We start from the raw sequence: 20,216 nt of genomic DNA, 5'->3' as shown, positions 1-20,216 counted from the left end.
ATGCCGCCGACGCTGTCGTCTCAATCAGGCGCTCTGAACGAGTACGTTCCTCCGCCTCTTTCCGAAAATCGCCAGGCTAAAAAGACCGGCACTGAGAAGCGCCACGGTACTCGGCTCCGGCACCGGCGCGGGGACGCTGTCATTAATCCTGACATTATCCATGTAGAGCGTGCCGGAGCCCCAGTTCACCGGCAGGGATGACGTAGAAACGATTTCAATGGTATCGACATTCCGCCAGTTCTCGTTGAAAGTCTCGAAAGTATTGCCAGTTACGTTGAGTAGGGCCGAATCGACCAGTTTGCCTCCGAGGTACCCCTGCAGGGTGAAAGCCAGGTTTGCGGAACTGAAAGGACCGCGCAGGTCGAATCCGTTGAAGGTGAAGGGGGTGGTTGCGCCACCTACGGTATAACGGAAGTAGGTGTTGGTCCCGTAGGTAGGGTTGTTGAGGTTGAATACACTCCCCATCGGTCCTAACTTGCTGTTACTGTTGGCACCCTGCCAACCAAACAGCGCGAGTTCCTGATTGGTTCCCTCAACGTATTCGCCGGGGGCGGCGCTCCCGTTACTCAACTTGGTGATGGTTATGGGGCTGGGATTGGTCTCCTGGTACCATCCCTGACTGTTGCTATTGCCGGTACTGCCAGTCGCTCCAGGAAAATCCGTCGAATAAGCGGTCTTATTCCCCAGATAATAGATGTCGCTGAAGCCAAATGTCGTTGCCTGCGCGGATTGGACTCCGATCAACACCACAACTCCCAATACAGCCATCATCATTTCGAACCGACGCATACTTCCTCCCTTGATCGCAATTGTTGGCACGTTTCACGTGCACCCGATGCCGTTTGAGGAAGTATCCGCAACTTCAATACCAACACGCCCGTTATCGATGAATACCATCGGACAAACCGATAAGTGGCCACATTTATGGTTCCGCACCTGGCAAATTGGAGACCAAGGGTTGCAACAAATTGGAGGGCTAAAATTTCCAATCCGACGCAGCACGCCGAAATGACATCGAATTTATGCTGTCGCATAATGCGCCGGCAAAGTGGAAAGGGCGCTACCTTCGCCGACGAAGACCGATGAATGCACCGTTTTTTCAGCCGGGCGCACACAAATCCACATTGATTGCACATTATCCGAAAAAACGGGGAGCTCAAAGTGGGGAAACTCTGATACCAGGGACACATCCTGATGGCGAATCGCGGCGACGTCGACCTCAAAGCCACCGTCACTTCGGCAACAGGAACTGCTGAGTGCACCAAATAAATCGGAGGGGGCTTCTCTTAAGAGAGGAGTGATCAGGAGGATGACACCGTTGAGTCAGATACAGCTGAAAAATCACAAAATAAAAAGGCCAAGCTTTTTGAGCTTGGCCTTTGTTAGTTATTTGGAGCGGGAAACGGGGTTCGAACCCGCGACTTCAACCTTGGCAAGGTTGCACTCTACCACTGAGTTATTCCCGCTCAACGAGTCTCCGTTTATAGCAAATCCCATTTTGTAAGTCAACGATAAAAATGGGGATTAGGGACTGGGAACCAGGGGCTCGATTTAAATCGCTCGGTTTTTGACCAAACTGGGAAGCAAATCCCCTGCCCCCTTTGGTGTTTGATACTTCGAGACAGGAATGTCGCTCCTGCAGCGTAGGCCATTGTCGTCGGTAAAGCAGTCTTGGATGGCGGTGAGCCCACAGCAGCGTCAAGAGGATTCCCTCTGTGTTCCTCCGTGCTCCTCTGTGGTTCGGCTTTGCTTGGCCTATTTCGTTTTTTAGATATGCAAAAAGCGATATGTTTGCTATCCTCGGGGGCACGGAGGTTAGTCATGCAAGATATCCTGGTAATGGGCGGGTTTCTGGTGGTTTGGGTGGTCCTGCAGAAGTACGTGCTGCCGCGGCTCGGGGTCGCTACGTGAATGTCGCCGGCTTGCACCTCGGGGTCCCGGGGACAAAGGAATAACGCTGAAGAAGACAAGGAAAAAACCGGCAAACCTTAACCTCAGCGGGGCACGGGAAACACATAGGAAAGCCGTACGTATTTGAACAGGGATGGACAGGATGAACGGGATAAAAGCTGAAATGCTGTAGGACCTGCCTGTCGATCATGAACCACAGAGGTCATGGAGGAACAGAGCATCCTGTTCATCCTTGCGAATAGAAGAAGGGCGCCGGTGATTGCACCGACGCCCTCCTTTTTTTCTTCAAGCAGAGACCCGGAGGATGACACCAGAGAAAAAAGGTTTTCCTCCGCGCGCCTTCGCGTCCTCTGCGGTGTGCTTCGCTTCTTAGTACCGATAGTGCTCGGACTTGTACGGACCTTCTTTCTTCACGCCGATGTAGGCGGCCTGGGCGTCGGTCAGCTCGGTCAGCATCGCGCCGAGGGTCTTCAGCTGCAGGCGGGCCACTTTCTCGTCGAGCTCCTTCGGCAGGGTGTAGACGCCGACCGGGTATTTGCCGGGGTTGGTGAAGATCTCCATCTGCGCCAGGGTCTGGTTGGCGAAGGAGGAGGACATGACGAAGGACGGATGTCCGGTCGCGCAGCCCAGGTTTACCAGGCGCCCTTCGGCCAAAAGGATGATCCTTTTGCCGTCCGGGAAGATGATGTGGTCGACCTGGGGCTTGATGTTCTCCCACTTGTACTGGCGCAGCTTGGCGACCTCGATCTCGTTGTCGAAGTGCCCGATGTTGCAGACGATGGCGTTGTGCTTCATCGCTTTCATGTGGTCGTGGGTGATGACGTCGATGTTGCCGGTGGTGGTGACGAAGATGTCGGCCTTGTCGGCGGCATATTCCATGGTCACGACCTTGTAGCCTTCCATCGCCGCCTGCAGGGCGCAGATCGGGTCGACCTCGGTCACCCAGACCTGGGCCTGGAGGCCGCGCATCGCCTGGGCGCACCCTTTGCCGACGTCGCCGTAGCCGCAGATGACGGCGACCTTGCCGGCCACCATCACGTCGGTGGCGCGCTTGATGCCGTCCATCAGGGACTCGCGGCAGCCGTAGATGTTGTCGAACTTGGATTTGGTGACCGAGTCGTTGACGTTGATGGCCGGGAACTTGAGCTTCCCTTTTTCGGCCATCTGGTAGAGACGGTGCACGCCGGTGGTGGTCTCTTCGGTCACGCCTTTGATGCCGGCGGCTGCCTTGGTGTACCAGCCGGGATGGGTCGCCAGGCGCTTCTTGATGGCGGCGAAAAGAACTTCCTCCTCCTCGCAGGTCGGGTTGGCGATGACGGAGGGGTCCTTCTCGGCGTCGGAGCCGAGGTGCAGCAGCAGGGTCGCATCGCCGCCGTCGTCGAGGATCATGTTCGGGAAGCCGCCGTCGTGCCACTCGAAGATCTTGTGGGTGTACTCCCAGTACTCGGTCAGGGTCTCGCCCTTTTCGGCGAAGACCGGGATGCCGGCGGCGGCGATGGCCGCGGCGGCGTGGTCCTGGGTCGAGAAGATGTTGCAGGAAGCCCAGCGGACCTCGGCGCCCAGGGCGGTGAGGGTCTCGATGAGCATTGCGGTCTGGATGGTCATGTGCAGCGAGCCGGCGATGCGGGCGCCCTTGAGCGGCTGGCTCTTCGCGTATTCCTCGCGGATCGCCATGAGGCCCGGCATTTCGGTCTCGGCGATGATCATTTCCTTACGGCCCCAATCCGCTAACGAGAGGTCTTTTACGATGTAATCTGCCATTTCTTTCTCCTTTCTTGGTTTTGCCACTGAGGCACAGAGATTGTGGGATGTTTTGCATCAAAACGAGCGGGTTTAACGGGCGCAGCATCCTGCGCCCCGACAGTTCCATTTCCGGCCGTTCCGCAGGGCCGGTTCCGACATTTTTGGGGCGGCCCGCCCCGGGTGGATCCGGAAGCGGGGCTCATTATCGTTTTACGGCCCGGACCAGGAGGACCGTTTCCTGCCCTTCGGCTCCGGGGATGCGGTCCACCGCAACGGAGGTCAGGCCGGCGGCATGGGTCCACTCGTTCAGCTCTTCCTCGCCGAAACCGAGCCACTGGTCGGCGAGCTGCTCGCGAACCCATTCCCGCTCGTGGCGGGCCAGATCGGCGATCAGGAGCGTCCCGCCGGGAGCCAGGACGCGCACCATCTCTTTTAAGACCGCCACGGGCTCGGCGGCGTGATGCAATACCATGTTGGCCACCACGCACCCGGCGCCGCCATCGGAGATGGGGAGATGGGTCATCTCGCCCAGGCGGAGCTCGATTTTGCCGGTGCCGTTCAGCCGATGACGGGCTTCCTCGAGCATGGCCGGGGAATGGTCCACCCCGATCACCCGCTCGGCGCGCGCGGCCAGTTCCGGCAAAAGCCCGCCGGTCCCGACCCCCACCTCCAGCACGGTTGAACCGCCGGGGACCTCGCTCAAGAGGCGCTCCTGGTACTCGGGTACCGGGAGGAGGGTCCGGGCCAGGTCGTCCCACTGCCGGGCGTGCCGGTCGAAAAACTCGAAGCTGCGCCGGCGACGCTCCTCAAGCACCTGGGCCTGGGCGGCCAGATCTTCCTGGCGGTTGGGTAGGCTTTCCAGTTCCCGCTCGAAGGCGGCACGGATGGCGCCGAAGAAGGCGTTTGCCTCGCCGATCCGATAGTAGCTCCAGGTTCCCTGGCGCTTCACCGACAGGACCCCCGCTTCGGCGAGGATCTTCAGGTGCCGCGAGATGCGCGACTGCCCCATCCCCATGATGCGGGTCAGCTCCTGCACGGTGAACTCACCGCGCAAAAGCACCGCCACCAGTCGGAGGCGGCAGGGATCAGCCAGGGCTTTGAAGAGGTCGAGCATATCAAGTTCCGATGCTTTGTTATATCAAGTTTTCTTGATTTAACATATTCGGCAGAGAGGATCAAGAACTTTAGGTAAAAAAGAACCCCCTGGAGCGCGTGGCCGGCAGGGGGAACTTTTTATCGGTATGGACGGGGACCCCATCCTCACCCTGTCCGTCGCGATCTTGCGCTGACGCGCGCGACCCTTGAAGGAGAGGGGACGCTATGGCGAAAGAGGTACCAGGTCAGGCTAGGCGGCTTCGCATTCGGACGGGCACTCTTCGGCGACCGCTTCGGTGACCACTTCGGTGACCTCTTCGGTGGCCTCTTCGGTGGCCTCTTCGGCGAAGAGTTCGTCGAAGATCTCCTGGACGGTGCAGATCCGGTCCGCCTTCCAGGCGTTGGTGCCGCAAAAGACCAGGCCGTGCTCGATCTCGCCGCGGTGGGCGCGGTCCAGGGCCTTGACGATGCAGAAGCGCTCCCGGCTCTCCTTGTAAGAGCATTTTTTCAGGCAGCCGTAGCTGCAGGGGGTCTTCTCGTCCCGGTCGTACTGGGTAATCGCCTCGGTGTTGGTGACGATGGCGCGGCCGGGAAGGCCGGCGGGGCTCATCACCAGGCCGATGTCCTCTTTCTTGCAGTCAAGGTAGGCCTGCTTGAAGGCGTCGTCGGCGTCGCATTCGACGGTCGGCACGAAGCGGCTGGCCATCTGGACTCCGTCCGCCCCCTGGGCCAGGGCGTTCATCACGTCGGCGCGGTCCCAGATCCCGCCGGCCGCGATCACCGGAATGTCGAGGCCGTACTCGCTGCGGAAGAATTCCTTCACGCCGCGCACGGTCGCGTACTGGTCATATTCGCCGTTACCGATGTTCTCGAGTTTCTCGCCGAGATGACCGCCGGCGGTGTCCGGATCTTCGACGACGACCGCGTCGGGAAGCCGGTTGTAGGACTTGTCCCATTTCTTGGCAATGAGCTGTGCCGCGCGCACCGAGGAGACGATGGGAACCAGCGCAACGTCGGGGGCGTCTTGGGTCAGCCCCGGGAGGGTCATCGGAAGCCCCGCGCCGCAGACCAGGACCTTCGCCCCGGCTTCCACCGCGGCCTGCACGAGCTCCTCGAAATCGGAAAGGGCCACCATGACGTTGACGCCGATGATGCCGTCGGGAGCGATCTCGTAGGCTTTCCTGATCTCCTCCTTCAGGGCCAGCATGTCCGCCTGCCGGTAGTTCTTCCCGTCGAAGGCTTCCCCCTGCAGGGCGACCCCCGGCGATGCGACAAGGCCGACGCCGCCACACTTGGCGACGTGCCCGGCAAGCGACCCGGCGGAAATCCTGACTCCCATCCCACCCTGGATCAAGGGGTAGCGTGCTTCGTGTTTTCCAATTCGCAACGGCTGCAGCATTTCCGACCTCCTTCTTACCTGTGAAAGGACGACGTTAACATAGCAGAGTTGGGGAATCTTCTTTGTAATAGAAATGTAAAAGTGGGAATTGTCTCGTTAGGTCAGTGATATGGAACGGATGCAGGCGAACCTGGGGAGGGGGCGGAGTCGACACATTTGTCGCTCCGGGGCAGCTTCCCCCGCCCCCTTTTTCCCTCCCGGCGGGAGAGGTGGCGTATCAAGTCCTATTAAAAGTATTGACAAACCACGCCGCAAACAACTACAGAGGTGGCATGAAACTCCATAAAAGACTGTCCAATCCGATCCTTGCACTCATCGGCATCCAGCTTCTCTGGGTCGTCGTGGTCGTGTTCTGGGTCTACTGGTTCATCGGTCGCAGTCACGACTTCCGGGAACTCGCGCTGCGCTACAAGCCGGAACTGGTGACCAAGGGGATGGAGTGGCTGGTCCTCGTCGAGGGGCTATTGATGCTGGTGGCCATCCTGATCGGGGTCTACGTCATCTTCGTCTACTGGCGACGCCAGGCGAAGCTCTACCTGCAGCAGCGCAGCTACATCTCGCAGCTCACCCACGAGCTCAAGTCGCCGCTCGCCTCGATCCAGCTCCACCTCGAGACGGTAAAGCTTCGCAACCTGCCGCCGGAAAAGCTCCAGGCCTTCGTCGATACGATGCTGTCCGATACCGAGCGGCTCAACCACCTGGCGAGCAACCTCCTCATGGCAACCCGCATCGAGTTCCGCCAACTGGGGGAAAAGGCGAAGCGGATCGACTTCTCCCGCTTCATCACCGATTACATGCAGCAGAAGGAAAGCGACCTTCCGGAGGGGGGAAAGCTGACCGTCGACGTCGAACCGGGCATTTTCGCCGTTATCGACGTCGAGGGGATGGAGATGGCGCTGCGCAACCTCCTGGAAAACGCCCTTTTGTACTCGCCGGTCTCCCCGGAGATCCGGGTGAGCCTGAAACGGATGGGGAGGCATTGTCAGCTCGACATCCAGGACAACGGCAAGGGGCTCGCCAAAGGGGAGGAAAAACGGATCTTCGAGATCTTCTACCGGGTGCGGACCCCGGGGGAGAACATCCGCGGCACCGGCCTGGGTCTCTACATCGTGAGATCGGTGGTGACGGCGCACGGTGGAAAGGTCAGCGTGGCGAGCCCGGGCCCCGGCAAGGGGTGCACCTTCCAGATCATCCTGCCCCAAGCGACCGGGCAGCAGCAGCGAGGATAACGCATGTCGGAAGAGAAACCGCAAATACTCCTGGTGGAGGACGAGATCCATCTCGCCCGCGGGATCACCTTCAACCTGGAGCAGGAAGGTTACCTGGTAAGCCACGTGGAAAGCGGCGAGGAGGCCCTGGAGAAGGTGAAGGTCGAGCGGTTCGAGCTGATCATCCTCGACGTCATGCTGCCGGGGATCGACGGCTACCAGGTTTGCCGCGAGGTGCGCACCCTGGACGCGCGGGTGCCGATCCTGATGCTGACCGCACGCGGCGACGAAAGCGACCGGATCGCCGGGCTTGCCCAAGGAGCCGACGACTACATCGCCAAACCGTTCAACCTGAAGGAGTTCCTGCTCAGGGTCTCCGGGATGCTGCGCCGCTCGTCGTGGTACCGTCCCGAGCCGGTGGAGGAGGGGTATCGCTTCGGAGAGAACGAGGTATTTCTCCTCTCCTACCGGGCCCGGACCTCCCAGGGGGAGATCGACCTGACCGACCTGGAGGTGCGGATGCTCTCGCTTTTTTTCCAGCGCGAAGGGGACGCGATCCCGCGCAGCGTGCTTTTGGAAAACGTGTGGGGGTACTCAACCGACGCCGAGACGAGGACCCTGGACAACTTCATCGTGCGGCTGCGCAAGTACTTCGAGCCCGAGCCGAGCCACCCGATCTATTTCCAGACCGTGAGAGGGGTGGGGTATAGGTTCAAAAGACAATGAAACGATGAAACGATGAAACGAGAGGGATGGTACTCTCGAAAAAAGACAGCAACATAGAAAAGGGCCGGTTTGGCATCTGCCAACCGGCCCTTTCTATTACTACGTCAATCAACGCTCAATGAGCATGAACAACCGCTTGTCTTGATTGTTCATTGTCTCATTGTCTCATGGTTCATTGTTACAGCCCTGCCTTCTGCCGGATGATGTCGACCTTGTCGGTGCGCTCCCAGGTGAACTCGGGGAGCTCGCGGCCGAAGTGGCCGTACGCCGCGGTCTTGCGGTAAATCGGACGGAGCAGGTCGAGGGTCTCGGTGATGGCGCGGGGACGCAGGTCGAAGACTTCACGCACGATCTCGGAGATGCGCGAAGACGGGATCTTGCCGGTACCGGAGGTGTCGACCATGACGGAAACCGGCTCGGCGACGCCGATCGCGTAGGCTACCTGCACCTCGCACTTGTCGCACAGCCCGGCGGCAACCAGGTTCTTGGCCACGTAACGCCCCATGTAGGCCGCGGAACGGTCCACCTTGGAGGGGTCCTTGCCGGAGAAGGCGCCGCCGCCGTGCGCGCCGTGCCCGCCGTAGGAGTCGACGATGATCTTGCGGCCGGTCAGACCGCAGTCGCCCATCGGGCCGCCGATGACGAAACGCCCGGTCGGGTTGATCAGGAACTTGGTGTTGGCGTCCATGAGATGCGCCGGGATGATCTTCTTCACGACTTCCTCGATGATCCCTTCCTTGATCATCTCGTAGGAGACCTCGGGGGTGTGCTGCGAGGAGATGACCACGGTATCGACGTGGACCGGCTTGTCGTCGACGTACTTGATCGAGACCTGCGACTTGGAGTCGGGGCGGAGGAAGTCGAGCACGCCGCTTTTGCGCACGTTGGAAAGTTTCTCCACGAGCTGGTGGGCGAGCAGGATGGACATCGGCATCAACTGCGGAGTCTCGTTGCAGGCGAAGCCGAACATGAGCCCCTGGTCACCGGCCCCCTGCTCCTTGAACAGCCCCTCCCCTTCGGTTACGCCCTGGGAGATGTCCGGGGACTGCTTGTCGATGGAGGTCAGGATGGCGCAGGTCTCCCAGTCGAAACCCATGGCCGAATCGTTGTAGCCGATCTCCTTGATGGTCTCGCGAACGATCTTGGGGTAATCCACGATGGCGTTGGTGGTGATCTCACCGGCGATCACCGCCATGCCGGTCGTAACCAGCGTTTCGCAAGCGACCCGGGACTTCGGGTCCTGGGCGAGAATGGCGTCGAGAATGGCGTCAGAGACCTGGTCCGCGACCTTGTCCGGATGACCCTCCGAAACCGACTCGGAGGTAAAGATGTAATCCTTCATTTCCATGTAGTGAATCCCCCAAACGTTATTGATAGGTGAGTCGATGCTGTTCAAGAAACGGGGGATTCTATAACTTCACGTGTTGCTTTGTCAACGGATTAAATCCGCCCAACCTCTTGTGCCAGCACCTTTTCCCCCCTCGTTGTTCCAGATTCGCGCCCCCGAACAAGTTCATTAATTGAAACAAATTCAATCTCCGTTAAACTTGGCTCATTTTTTCGCCTGCTACGGATCTCATTAGCGGAGGAACGCCATGGTCCAGAGGTGGTGCCTGATGGCACTGGTCGTGCTGCTGTCGTTGCTCCCGGCGCCCCTTTTCGGGGCGGCCGTCGTCGACGGGTTCAAGCCGGTAATCGACGAGATGCGGGAGACACCGTTTGCGGCCGCCGTCCAGCGGGACGGGAAGATCCTGGTCACCGCATATAACGGGTTCGACGGGTACGGCTTCTTGCTCCGGCTCAATCCCGACGGTACCCGGGACAGCACCTTCACCAAACTGACCACGGACTGGCCCCTGTCGGGGGTGCTCCCCTTGAGCGACGGCAGGATCATGATTTACGGCAGCTTTTCCACCGTCGGCGGCACCCCGCGCAGCTTTCTGGCACGGCTGAACGCCGACGGCACCCTGGACAGCACGTTCGATCCCAGCGGCCTGATCGACCCCGGGTGGGGGGGCATCTTTGGCCTCGCCGCCCTCCCCGACGGGAAATTCATCGCGGGGGGGGACTTCAACGACAGCAGCGGCCCGCGCAACGTGGTGCGGCTCCTTGCCGACGGGAGCATCGACCCGCAGTTCCTGGCCCGGACCGACTCCTGGCTCGACACCGTCGTGCTGCAGCCGGACGGCAAGATCCTGGTCGCTGGGGCGTTCACGATGCTGGACGGGGTGCCGCGCAACTACCTGGGCCGGCTCAACGCCGACGGGACCATCGATGCCGCGTTTGCCCCCGACGTCGACAACGAGGTCTCCGTCCTCGCCCTGGAAGACGACGGGAGTATCCTGATCTCGGGGTTCTTCACCCAGGTGCAGGGGATTCCCCGCGGACCGTTCGCCCGGCTCAATCAAAGCGGCAACGTCGATCAAACCTTCAACGTCCCGATCCAGGACCCGTACGGAAACGGCTTCGCCTCCATCGCGGTGCAGCCGGACGGAAGGATCGTCGTCAGCGGCACCTTCACCGGCATCGGCAGCACCGCTATCCAAAAGCTCGCCCGTATCACCCGCACCGGCGTCGTCGAAACCGGTCTCGCCGGTCCCACCGAAACGGGGACGTGGCTCTCCTGCGTCATCCTGCAAAGCGACGGCAAGATCATCACGGTCGGGAGCACCCGGACCCCGCAGTACGGTCTGGCCCGTTACTATCCCAGCGGGCAGCCCGACGCGGATGTTTCCGTCACCTTGAACGAGGTGGTGACCTCCGGGGTGTACACCCAGTTCCTCCTCCCCGACGAGCAGATGGTCATCGGCGGGTACCTCCTCAAGGTGGACGGCACCCAGCGGGACCGCATCGCCAAGCTGAAACCCGATTGGTCCCTGGACCCCGTCTTCAATCCGGATCTGAACAGCATGATGACGTCGACCATCCCGCTGCCGGACGGACGGATCGTCGCGGCGGGGATGTACTGGTACATCAACGGTCCTTACCCGACCGGCATCCAGCAGCACGCCATCGCCATAGTCGATCCGAACACCGGCGCGATGGATCCGACCTTCGCCCCGGCGCTCCTGTACTCCTCGGCGCCGGTTTCCACCGGCGTCAACACGATGGCGCTGCAGCGCGACGGAAAACTCCTGGTCGGGGGGACCTTCGACCAGGTGAACGGCGAAACCTACATCAACCTGGTCCGAATGGATCTCTCCGGGAACATCGACCACACCTTCCACCCCCCGACCCTGGATGCCGCCGTTTACGGCATCAACCTTCTCCCGGACGGGAAGATCATCATCACCGGGTCGTTTACCGGCAAGATCAAGCGACTGAACCCCGACGGTTCCCCGGATGACGATTTCAACTCGCGGCTGCCGGTGATCCGCTATGCCCCCAACGACGATGCGGTACCCCGGGGCGATCCGACACCGGTTTTCCAACTGCTCATGACCGCCGATGGGAAGTACATCGCATTGGGGGTATTCGACGACCCGTTCGGCGGAGAGCTGGGCAATGCGCTGCGCCTGAATGCCGACGGCAGCCTCGATCCGACCTTCCGGGTGGGCACGGACTGGTGGCTGTATGGAGGAACGCTGCAGGCCGACGGCAAGATCCTCCTCTACGGCAGGTTCTTCACCATCAGGGTCAACGGGGTCTCCTATGCCCGGAGCTGCGTGCTCCGGCTCAACCCGGACGGCACCCTGGACCAGGATTTCGTGGCGGATGCCGCAGGGGTCGGTGCTCAGTATCCGGTCGTCGCGACGATCAACCTGCAGCCCGACGGCAAGATGCTGATCGGCGGGAACTACAGCACGATCAACGGTGCCGGCAACACCTATTTCACCCGGATGGCCAACGGCAGCAGTTACGACCGCCTCACCGTGGCCCCGGACGGCACCGAGGTGCGCTGGATGCGCTCCGGCAGCGACGCCGAGCTTTGGCGGGTCGCCGTCGAAGAGTCCGCCGACGGCACCAACTGGAGCTGGATCGGCGACGCCACCCGGATCGCCGGGGGATGGTCGCTCTCGGGTCTCGCCTTCCCCTCCCGGCACCACCACTACATCCGGGCCAAGGGGTACACGCAGGTCGGGGACCGCACCATGCAGGGGACCATCTACCAACCGGTGCGCCTGTACACGGTGAACCGGCTCCCGCAGACCATCACCTTCCCGGAGATACCGCTGAAGCTTCCCAACGCTCCGGATTTCGACCCCGGGGCCACCGCGAGCAGCGGGTTGCCGGTCACCTACCTGAGTTCCGATCCCAGCATCGCGACCATCGTCAACGGGATGGTGCACCTGATGGGGGTCCCGGGGACCGCCGTCATCACCGCCATGCAGGACGGCAACGACACCTATGAGCCCGCGCCCAACGTATCGCGGGTGGTCGCCACGACCAAGCTGGACCAGACCATCCACTTCGCACTGCCGCCGAAAAACTATGGCGATGCCGATTTCAATGCCGGGGCCATCGCGACCAGCGGGCTTGCCGTCAGCTACGCAAGCTCCGACCCCAGCGTCGCCACGGTGAACGCTGCCGGCAGGATTCACATCCTCAAGGCGGGGAGTACCACCATCACCGCCAGCCAGGGGGGAAGCGACGTCTTCGATGCCGCGCCGCCCGTGCCGGTGCTTTTTACCGTCGCACCGGCGGTCCTCACGGTCAACGTCGCCAACGCGACCAAGACCTACGGCGACGCCAATCCCGCCTTCAGCGCCACCTACTCCGGGTTCGTCAACGGCGAGACCGCCGCCCTCATCTCCGGGGCCCCGACCCTGGGCACGGTCGCCGACCCGAGCAGCGGGGTGGGGAGCTACCCGATCACCGCGGGGCTCGGCGCGCTGTCGGCCCCCAACTACAGCTTCGCTGCGGCGAACGGGACCCTCACCGTCACCAGGAAGGGGCTGACCGTCAGCGCCGAGAACGCAAGCCGCGCCTACGGCGCCGCCAATCCCTCCTTCGCCTGGCACCTCGACCCGGCCGGGTTGGTGAACGGCGACACCACCGTCGTGGTATCCGGTGTCCCGGTCCTCTCCTGCGCCGCGTCCGGCTCCAGCATTGCCGGGAACTACCCGATCACCATCGCCGCGGGCACCCTCTCGGCGGCAAACTACAGCTTCAACCTCGTCGGGGCGACCCTCACCGTGACCAAGGTGCCCCTCACCGTGCGGGCCAACGACGCCAGCCGCAGTTACGGGGTCGCCAATCCGGGCTTCAGCGCAAGCTACACCGGGTTCGTCAACGGCGAGACCCAGGCCGTCCTCAGCGGCGCGCCCAGCTTCACCTGCAGCGCCGGGGCGACATCGGCGATCGGGGGGTATCCCATCGGCATCGCCCAGGGGAGCCTTGCCGCCGCCAACTACGACTTCAACGCGGTGCCCGGGACGCTCACCGTCTCCAAGGCCACCCTCACCGTCCGGGCCGACGACGCCACCCGCAGCTACGGGGGGGCCAATCCGGCCTTCACCGCGAGCTACACCGGGTTTGTCAACGGCGAGAGCGCCGCCGGGGTGGTGAGCGGGACACCGGTACTGTCGACCGCGGCCGTGGCGGCAAGTCCCCCCGGCACCTACCCGATCGACGTCGCCCTCGGCACCCTGACCGCTGCCAACTACGGCTTCACCCCGGCCGCCGGAACTCTTACCGTGGGGAGGGCGACGCTCACCGTCAGCGCCGACAACAAGTCGCGCGGCTACGGCGGGTCCAATCCGCCCCTCACGGCAAGCTACGCCGGTTTCGTCAACGGCGACACCGCCGCGGTGCTCACCGGCGCGCCCACCCTCTCCACGCCGGCGACCCCGGCGAGCCCGGCCGGCAGCTACCCCATCGTGGCCGACGCCTCGGCACTGTCCGCCGCCAACTACAGCTTCACCCCGGTCAACGGCACCCTCACCGTCGACAAGGCGGTCCTCACCATCACCGCCGATGCCAAGTCCCGCCCCTACGGGGGGACCAATCCGACCCTCACGGCAAGCTACACCGGTTTCTTGAACGGAGACACCGCCGCGGCGCTCAGCGGGGCACCGCTCCTTTCCACCGGCGCCGCCGCGGCGACTCCCCCGGGGAGCTACCCGATCGCCGTCGCCGCCGGGAACCTCGGCGCCGCCAACTACAGCTTCAACCTGGTCGGAGGGTCCCTTACCGTCACCACGGCCCCGCTCACCATCCGGGCCGATGCCAAATCCAGGGGGGCCGGCACGGCAAACCCGCCGCTCACCGCGACCATCACCGGCCTGGTCAACGGCGACACCGCGGCAGCCCTCGGTGGCGCCCCCGCCCTGTCGACCACCGCCGATCAGAACAGCCCGGCGGGCACCTACCCGATCAGCGTCGCCATCGGCGGTATCAACAACCCCAACTACAGCTACACCCTGGTCGACGGCATCCTCACCGTCACCACCGGGGAGCAGACCATCGACTTCCCGCCGCTGCGCGCCAAGACCTACGGCGACGGCGATTTCGTCCCGCCGGCGACCGCCAGCAGCGGCCTGCCGGTGAGCTTTACCAGTTCGGACCCAACGGTCGCGGCGGTGGTCAACGGGAAGATCCGCGTCGTGGCACCGGGGACCGCCGACATCACCGCATCCCAGCCCGGCGATGCCGTGTGGGATGCGGCCCAAAGCGTCACCCGGCAACTGCTGGTCCACCCGCCCCCCTGGAACGGACTCGGCTTCGACGGGATCGACGACACGCTGCGGGTCGCCGACGCGCCGCGCCTGGCCTTCCCCGCCGGGACGAGCTTCACCATCGAGACCTGGCTCCACCTGGACGGCCCGCAGCCCGACGGCACCGGCATCCTCGCCAAGGGGGACGGCTCGGCTCCGCTCAACGGGTACCAGCTCGTGATCAGCCGGAACCGGATCGGCGCCGAGATCGGCGACGGCACGGCGAGCGTCGGGGTCCCCCAGGGGCTTCTCGGGACCAGCCCCTTGGACGACGGCCGGTGGCACCAGGTCGCCCTGGTGGTCGACCGGACCGCCCACACCGCCCAGCTCTACTTCGACGGCAGGGTCGAAGCCACCGCCGACGTGACCGGCCTCGCCGGGACCATCCAAAACGGCGCCGAGCTGAAACTCGGCGTGGACGGCACCGGGCAGCACTTCTTCAAGGGGGAACTGGACGAGACCCGCATCTGGAGCGAGCCCCGCAGCCGCGACCAGATCCGCGCCGCCGGCTCCCAGATCGTCGACCCGTTGGACGAGCCGAGCCTCGCCGGCTACTTCCATTTCGACGAGGGGGGCGCCGGTCTTGCCAACGCCGCCTTTGCCACCGCGCCGGAGCGGACCGGGAACCTCGCCGCCGGCGCCCTTGCCAACTTCGCCCTGGACGGCGCCGCCTCCAACTGGATCGTCTCCGGCGCGTTCCTGCCGCTTCTGGAGACCGCCGCCATCAGCAACCTGACCGCCACCGGGCTCACCTCCGGCGCCACGGTCTATCCCAACTACTATCCTCCGACCGACCGCGGCATCTGCTGGGGGCTGGCCGCGAACCCGGATCGGTCGGGGAACTGCCTCCACGCGGGTGACGGTGTCGGGAGCTTCACCTTAGACCTCGCCGGACTGGCCCCGGGGACCGTCTACCACGTGCGCGGCTTCGCGACCAACGTCATGGGGACCGCCTACGGCAACGACGTCCCCTTCACCACCAAACGGCTGGACCAGACGACCGACTTCCCGCCGCTGCCGACCAAGACTTACGGCGACCCGGACTTCCCGCCGGGGGGGACCAGCACCAGCGGGCTGCCGGTCACCTACACGAGCTCGGACCCGACCGTCGCCACCGTCGTCGGCGACGGGATCCACATCACCGGGGCCGGGACCACCACCATCACCGCAAGCCAGGGGGGGAACGGCACCTACAACCCGGCCGGCGACATTCCCCGGAGCTTCACGGTCAACAAGGCTCCCCTCACCGTGCGCGCCGACGACAAGACCCGTGCCTACCGGACCGCCAACCCCGCCCTCACCGCGACCTACACCGGGTTTGTCCTGGGCGAGGGGATGGGCGCGATCTCCGGCGCCTGCACCCTGCAAACCGATGCCGCCGAGCTGAGCCCGGTGGCAAGCTACGACATCGTCACCGGACTGGGGAGCCTGACCGCGCGCAACTACACCTTCATCCTGCAAAACGGCCGGCTCAACGTGATCAAGAGCTGCCAGGAGATCGTCTTTCCGCCCCTTCAGGACCGGACCTACGGCGACCCGCCGTTCCAGATCGTCGCCCTCGCCTGCTCCGGCCTGAACCTCACCTTCGCCAGCTCGTCGACCAACGTGGTACGGATCAACGGGAACGTCATCACCATCGTGGGCGCCGGGAGCGCCACCGTCACCGCCTCCCAGACCGGAAGCGGCGACGTCACTCCCGCCCCGGACGCCTCGCAGACGATCGTGGTGCACAAAGGGGGACAGCAGATCACCTTCTCCACCCCGGGCCAGAAAGTAATGGGAGATCCCCCCTTCCCGATCAGCGCCACCGCGTCGAGCGGGCTCCCGATCACCTTCCGCAGCCTCAATCCCGAGGTCGCCACGGTGGCCGGAAAGGTGGTCACCCTGACCGGGGTCGGGACGGCGGTCCTCACCGCCACCCAGGCCGGAGACGGCAACTACGAGCCGGCACTGGCGGTCTCGCAGCCGCTCACCGTGGTCCAGGAAGGGGTGCCGCCGCTGGTCGCCCTCTCCACCCTCCCCTTCGGCGCGATCACCGCCTCCCCGGTCCTCAACGTGGAAGGGCTCACCGCGGACGCCTCCGGGATCGAGCGGCTCACCATCAACGACCGCGACTACACCGACCAGGGGGCGCTCTTCAGCGGGGCGGTCCCCCTCACCAGTGGCGACAACCTGGTCTCGGTAACCGCGCGCGACGGCGCCGGAAACCGCAGCACCGACAGCCGCACGATCACCTACGATGCCAGCGCGCCGGCCATCGAACTTTCCCTGCCGCCGGACAACGGCATGACCGGCAACGCCACCTTCCCGATCGCCGGCAAGGTCGCCCCCGGGACCACGGCAGCCCTGGTCTTGAACGACACCACCCTGCAGCCTCTGGCCGTCGACGCATCGGGAAGCTTTGCGGCATCGGGGACCCTGGTCCAGGGGGTGAACACGATCCGGGTCATCGCCACCCGGGACGGGCAGACCAGCCAGGTGAAGCGCAGCGTGGCGCTGGTTCCCGGCGGCCCCGAGATCTCCATCAACGATCCGGGGTGCGACGTCCGGACCGAGCAACCCTCGGTCATGCTCAAGGGGACCGCGAGCGGGACGGCGCCGATCACTCTTCTTCTGGAGGTGAACGGGACCAGTTACCACCCGGCCGTCACCGGCGGCACCTTCCAGCAGGCGATCGCGCTGGACACCGCGGGTGAATACCGGGTGAAGGCCACCGTCACCGACGGGAACGGGAGCACCGGGTTCGCGCGGCGCAACCTGATCCGTGCCGACCTCATCCTGGGCGATTTGAACGGGGACGGCCTGGTGGATGTCGCCGACGCGGCGCTGGTGCTCCGGATGGCATTGGGGCTCGCCCCGGTGACCGACGCGGCCCGGGCGCGGGCCGACCTGGCGCCGGTGCTCGACGGGGTTTCCAAGCCGGACGGGAACATCGACGTCGGGGACGTGTTGGTCCTTTTGCGCAAGATCGTGGGGCTGACCGGGTTCTAGGATGGGGAAGGCCCGCAGGAGGGCAAAAGCCCGGCGCGCCGTGGCGCGCATCGCGCCGGGAAAGGCGCTCCCACAGCGGGGGTCCGCATAGGTCGAGCTAAAAGTCAGCCGAGTACCTGTTGACCGGGAGGGAAAAAATGAAAAAGGCACTGCTGTTACTCTTGGTAGGGACGGCACTGATTGCCGGCTGCGGCGGGGGAGGCGGGGTGGCCGATGCTCCGACGCCGACCATCGAGGTGGCAACGCGGGCGGCCCTGTCGAGCACCGTGGTCTATGGGGTGGAACTGACCGTACAGCTACCGGCCGGGGTCACGGTGGCGGCCGATGCGACCGGGGCGGTGGCCGACGGGGTCATCGTTCCCAAGGTCGCGGGAACCTTGGTGGGGGGCAGATACGTTGCCGCCGGTGCCTCGACGCCGGCCACCGTCACCATCATCGCCAGTAACGCTGCCGGATTGACGGTCGGCGAGCTGGTCAACGTCGCCTGCCAAGTCAGCCCCGGCGCGACGCCGACGGCAGCGGCCTTCACGGTAACGCATTTTTCCGCCTGGGCGGTGGTGGGAAACGATACGGTCCCGATCGAGGGGGTCACCCCGGCGCTCGGCTATGCGGTCTTGTAAGCGTCCAGAGAACCCCGTCCCCCACCGGTCCGTCGCAAGCTCGCGCTTTACCCCCTCTCCTTCAAGGAGAGGGCCGGGGTGAGGATGGGGTTTAAGTCGCAGCTCACGGCCCCCCCCGCCACCGGTGCCCCCCGGAAGGGGGAGGGACCCGACGTGAAGAGCCGCAAATTGACTGGTCATGGATCCAGCACTTCCCGTACCTTCTTGGCGACGTTGGTCGGGGTGAGCGGCTTCACGATCATCTCCGCTCCTTCCAGCAGCAGATCCCGCGCCCGGACCACATCCACGGAGTAGCCGCTCATGAACAGGATTTTCGCGTCGGGTTTCAGGTTCCGGATCTCGATCCCGGCCTCCCGGCCGATCTTGTGCGGCATGATCACGTCCATCAGCACCAGGTCGATCTCCCCCTCCTTCAGGCGGAACAGACGTACGGCCTCCTTCCCGTCCCCGGCGACGTAGACGCGGTACCCCATCGTAGTCAAAAACATCTCGAGATAATCGCGGATCTGCGGCTCGTCGTCGACCACCAGGATGGTCTCCCCACCCCGGGGCAGGCGGTCCTGGGACGCCTCCGCCGGCTCGAAGCTGCGCCCCTCTTCGGCCAGCGGCAGCAGGATATGGAAGGAGGTGCCGCGCTCCGGCTCGCTCTCCACCCTGATGTGCCCCTTATGCTGCTGAACCAGTCCGTAGACGATGGAGAGTCCCAGCCCGGTCCCGTTACTCTTCTTGGTGGTGAAAAACGGTTCGAAGATCTGCCGGCAGGTAGCCGGGTCCATCCCGACACCGGTGTCCGAGACCCACAGCTCGACGTACTCTCCCGGGACACCGAACCCGTGGCAGCGGACGAATGCGTCGTCGATGATCAAACGGGAGGTCCCGATGGAAAGGGTCCCACCGCGGGGCATGGCATCGCGCGCGTTGGCGGCAAGGTTCATCAAGACCTGCTCCAGATTCCCCTTGTCGGCCAGGACCGGCAGCGGCCCGGGATGTGCGGCCACCTGCAGGTCGATCCCGTTGCCGATGACCCGGCGCAGGAAGCTTTCCACCCCGGCAACCGTGCGGTTCAGATCGAGCCGCTCCAGCCGGATCGGTTGCTTGCGGCTGAAGGTGAGCAGGGTCGACGCCAGGCTTCCCGCCCGCTCCGCTGCCTCCAGGATGCGGTCCAGCTTTTCCCGCATGTCGTCCTGCAGGGTGTCGCTCATGCGCATGATCCCGCCGTAGCCGAAGATCACCGTCAGGATGTTGTTGAAGTCGTGGGCGACCCCGGCGGCAAAGCGCCCGATCGCCTCCATTTTCTGCGCCTGGCGCAGCGCATCCTCCAGCCTTTTTTGCTCCTCGATCCGCTGGCTCAGCTCGCTGTTGGCCCGCTCCAGTTCCCCCACCTTCTTGCTCAGCTTGCGGAAAAGGGCCTCGTTGTAATCCTTGAGCAGCCGCATCTCATCGGACAGCCCGTCGGCAGCCGAACTCTTCTCCTGGCTGGCGGCAAGCACCCGGGCGATCTCGGTCATCAGCACCTCGGGGTCCTGCGGCTTGACCAGGAAGCGGTCCGCCCCCAGGCTCAAGGCAAGCTCCTCGTCCTGTTTTTCGGTGAACGTGGCGGTGTAGAAGATGAAGGGGATCGCCTGCAAGCTCTGGTCGGCGCGCCATTCCCGGCACAGGGCGTAGCCGTCCATCACCGGCATCAGGATGTCGCTGATCACCAGGTCCGGTGGCGCCGACCGGGCCGCGGCGAGCGCCTCGGCGCCGTTTAAGGCGGAAACCGGCTCGTAGCCGTTTCCCTTGAGGAGCACCTCGAGGTAGTAGAGGTTGTCCGGCATGTCGTCGACGATCAAAACCCTCTGCATGTCAATTCCCCTGTGTCGTTGGC

10 protein-coding genes and 1 tRNA gene are annotated in these 20,216 nt (G+C 63.9%); 4 read left to right on the top strand and 7 right to left on the bottom strand.

The window, feature by feature from the left end; genetic code table 11:
* Window positions 1-24: 24 nt before the first annotated feature.
* The 5 genes from JFN93_RS01275 to JFN93_RS01255 form a co-directional block, all read right to left on the bottom strand.
* A complete protein-coding gene (locus JFN93_RS01275) occupies window positions 25-789 on the bottom strand; it encodes a PEP-CTERM sorting domain-containing protein (RefSeq protein ID WP_199382162.1) in 765 nt (254 codons plus the stop codon).
* Window positions 790-1,391: 602 nt separating this feature from the next.
* Window positions 1,392-1,466, bottom strand: a tRNA-Gly gene (locus JFN93_RS01270).
* Window positions 1,467-2,280: 814 nt separating this feature from the next.
* Entirely contained in the window at window positions 2,281-3,672 is a 1,392-nt protein-coding gene (gene ahcY / locus JFN93_RS01265) for an adenosylhomocysteinase (protein ID WP_199382161.1), read from the bottom strand.
* Between the two features lie 184 nt (window positions 3,673-3,856).
* Complete coding sequence (locus tag JFN93_RS01260; protein ID WP_199382160.1) at window positions 3,857-4,768, bottom strand: ArsR/SmtB family transcription factor; 912 nt, start codon at window positions 4,766-4,768, stop codon at window positions 3,857-3,859.
* 231 nt (window positions 4,769-4,999) lie between these two features.
* Complete coding sequence (locus JFN93_RS01255) at window positions 5,000-6,148, bottom strand: NAD(P)H-dependent flavin oxidoreductase (RefSeq protein WP_199382159.1); 1,149 nt, start codon at window positions 6,146-6,148, stop codon at window positions 5,000-5,002.
* A gap of 272 nt (window positions 6,149-6,420) precedes the next feature.
* Between JFN93_RS01255 and JFN93_RS01250 the strand changes: the two genes are divergently transcribed.
* Window positions 6,421-7,377: a sensor histidine kinase gene (locus tag JFN93_RS01250; protein ID WP_199382158.1), complete on the top strand. Its 957-nt coding sequence runs from the start codon at window positions 6,421-6,423 to the stop codon at window positions 7,375-7,377.
* A gap of 3 nt (window positions 7,378-7,380) precedes the next feature.
* The gene (locus JFN93_RS01245) at window positions 7,381-8,082 is read left to right on the top strand and encodes a response regulator transcription factor (RefSeq protein WP_199382157.1); all 702 of its coding nucleotides are present in this window, start codon (window positions 7,381-7,383) and stop codon (window positions 8,080-8,082) included.
* A 178-nt stretch (window positions 8,083-8,260) separates the two neighbouring features.
* Here the strand turns inward: JFN93_RS01245 and metK are convergent, their stop codons facing one another.
* The gene (gene metK, locus JFN93_RS01240) at window positions 8,261-9,430 is read right to left on the bottom strand and encodes a methionine adenosyltransferase (protein WP_199382156.1); all 1,170 of its coding nucleotides are present in this window, start codon (window positions 9,428-9,430) and stop codon (window positions 8,261-8,263) included.
* Between the two features lie 247 nt (window positions 9,431-9,677).
* Between metK and JFN93_RS01235 the strand changes: the two genes are divergently transcribed.
* Together JFN93_RS01235 and JFN93_RS01230 are read left to right on the top strand one after the other, a co-directional pair.
* A complete protein-coding gene (locus tag JFN93_RS01235; RefSeq protein ID WP_199382155.1) occupies window positions 9,678-17,729 on the top strand; it encodes an MBG domain-containing protein in 8,052 nt (2,683 codons plus the stop codon).
* A 137-nt stretch (window positions 17,730-17,866) separates the two neighbouring features.
* Window positions 17,867-18,349 (top strand): hypothetical protein, encoded by a 483-nt coding sequence (locus JFN93_RS01230; protein WP_199382154.1) that lies wholly within the window; start codon window positions 17,867-17,869, stop codon window positions 18,347-18,349.
* Window positions 18,350-18,525: 176 nt separating this feature from the next.
* Here the strand turns inward: JFN93_RS01230 and JFN93_RS01225 are convergent, their stop codons facing one another.
* Entirely contained in the window at window positions 18,526-20,193 is a 1,668-nt protein-coding gene (locus JFN93_RS01225) for a response regulator (protein WP_199382153.1), read from the bottom strand.
* Between the last annotated feature and the right edge of the window lie 23 nt (window positions 20,194-20,216).

It is taken from the genome of Geomesophilobacter sediminis, from assembly GCF_016458275.1.
Classification (GTDB): Bacteria; Desulfobacterota; Desulfuromonadia; order Geobacterales; family Geobacteraceae; genus Geomesophilobacter; species Geomesophilobacter sediminis.
The sequence above is the reverse complement of the archived record's forward strand: the minus strand, read 5'-3'. Positions and strand labels throughout refer to the sequence as shown.